At 36.5% G+C, this 2,042-nt stretch carries 2 protein-coding genes and 1 pseudogene; 1 reads left to right on the forward strand and 2 read right to left on the reverse strand.

Annotated features, from left to right (window positions below):
- Both L655_RS01000000125240 and L655_RS0106630 read right to left on the reverse strand, forming a co-directional pair.
- Positions 1-248 (reverse strand): hypothetical protein (locus L655_RS01000000125240; protein WP_024606827.1); only part of this gene is annotated, 248 nt, incomplete at its 3' end.
- A gap of 120 nt (positions 249-368) precedes the next feature.
- Entirely contained in the window at positions 369-740 is a 372-nt protein-coding gene (locus tag L655_RS0106630) for a hypothetical protein (RefSeq protein ID WP_024599458.1), read from the reverse strand.
- A 125-nt stretch (positions 741-865) separates the two neighbouring features.
- On the opposite strand from L655_RS0106630, the pseudogene L655_RS0106640 reads away from it, so the two are divergent.
- A pseudogene (locus L655_RS0106640) lies at positions 866-1,842 on the forward strand (IS3 family transposase); the annotation flags it as partial.
- Between the last annotated feature and the right edge of the window lie 200 nt (positions 1,843-2,042).

Genomic DNA, 2,042 nt, shown 5'->3' on the forward strand with positions numbered 1-2,042 from the left:
GAAAAGTTGAGCTCTTCTTTTTTAAATACTTTTTCATATGCACTTCCCTCAATTAATGATGAATCAAAAGCATTATTGTCTTTTTTTTCTTTAACTTTAGGATCAAGGTGAGTTGTGTTTATATTAATTTTTAAGCCACTTTCGCTTGTTTTAGTAGAAAAGCTTTTTATTTCTTCATCATCACTGTTTGTAAAAATAGATATTTTACTTTCAAATAGAGTAGGTAGTAGATTGGTGCTGATTTTCATAAAAATCCTTTTTCATATGTCGTTTTCTTTTATCGACATAATTTTATAAAACTTAAGCTTTTATTTTAGATTGTTTTCTATTAACGACTCATAGGGCTGAGTCGTTAATAGAAAGTTTAACTAGCCACCAGATCTTACTTCATAAGTAATTCCACCATAAGTAGATCCAGTTGTTGTTTTATTTTCAACTTCCCAATAATAAGTGCCTGCATTAAAGATAGAAGTGGAAACTGCTACGCTATATCCGCCAGCAACTCTATCTCCATTGCTATCAACCAAAGTCACTTTGAAATCATGTCCGTCATAGTTTCTTAAAATTGCAAAACCGTATCTACGGCAATTACCACCATCATAAGTAAAGCTTGCAATAGTTCGAGTCTGCTCCAATTTAAGACTAGTGTATCTAGTGTAAATTGTAGGGCTACAACGTTCATATTCACTGGTTGTTTGCTCATTTTTAGCTGCTTCTTCAAAATCAAGAATAGAATTCAATGATGCAACTTGATCATGTTCTCTTGTACTTGAATCGAAGATGACTCTGTAACCGAAGTATCAGCACTGATTGCATTGAAAGAATTCTTTCTTAATGGGTGGCCAAAATCACTGTACCACTACAGGATGCGTCTTTAATGACGCGCATGAAAGAGCTTGAAGATGAAAACCGCCGTTTAAAGAAAATGTATGCTGAAGAGCGGCTCAAATCTGAGGTCATTCAAGAGGCTATGGCAAAAAAGTGGTAACGGCTTCTGAGCGTAAAGTATTGGCACATGAAGTCGTTAGCACAAATAAAATGAGTATTGCCTTAGCTTGCCGTACTTTTATGATAAGTGAAACGTGTTATCGCTATACACCGATATTAAGAAATGAAAATCTAAAAATAGCAGAGCTGTTACTCGATTTGACTGAGTCAAAGCGAAGCTGGGGTTTTGGATTATGTTTTTTATATTTGCGTAATGTAAAAAAGCACAAGTGGAATCACAAGCAAGTTTACCGCATTTACCGTGATCTTGAGTTAAATTTGCGGATCAAGCCAAGGAAACGCTTAAATAGAGATAAGCCTGAGCCATTGGCAGTACCAGAAACCATCAATGAATGTTGGTCAATGGATTTTATGCATGATCAATTAGCGGATGACAGAGCATGTCGATTGTTTAATGTCATTGATGACTTTAATCGTGAAGGGCTGACTATTGACGCTGATTTATCACTGCCTGCTGAACGTGTGATCCGCTCGTTAAATCAAATTATAGAGTGGCGTGGTAAACCTAAAGCTATCAGATGTGATAATGGGCCTGAATATATTAGCAAGCAGCTAGCGCAATGGGCGTTAAATAATGATATCGAATTACGGTTTATTCAACCCGGTAACCCGCAGCAAAATGCCTATATAGAGCGCTTGCGCTTCAACCGAACGGTTCGTTACGACTGGCTGAGTCATTATATTTATAGTGATATTAGTGAGTTACAAGACAGAGCGACTGATTGGCTATGGACTTATAATAATGAACGCCCTAACATGGGCCTAGGTGGTATAACACCCATACAAAAGCTGGAAAAATTAAACAACGGAAATTCTACAGCTAGCCTCCATTAAAAATGGGGGGATTACCGTTAAAATAGCAGAGATAAAAAGAAAAAAAGAAATGCTTTTAAAACAGGAGGCTTTACAGCAAAGAAATACACAATGGGAAGCTTTGAATTCAGAGGGCAGACTAGGGCGTGTTGATCTTTGTGGTATGAAAAACAAACAGCATGAAGATAAGGTATAATTGAATTCGCCAGAAAACTTTACAC

This window comes from Pseudoalteromonas sp. TAE79 (assembly GCF_000498015.1).
In the GTDB taxonomy this organism is placed as follows: Bacteria; Pseudomonadota; Gammaproteobacteria; order Enterobacterales; family Alteromonadaceae; genus Pseudoalteromonas.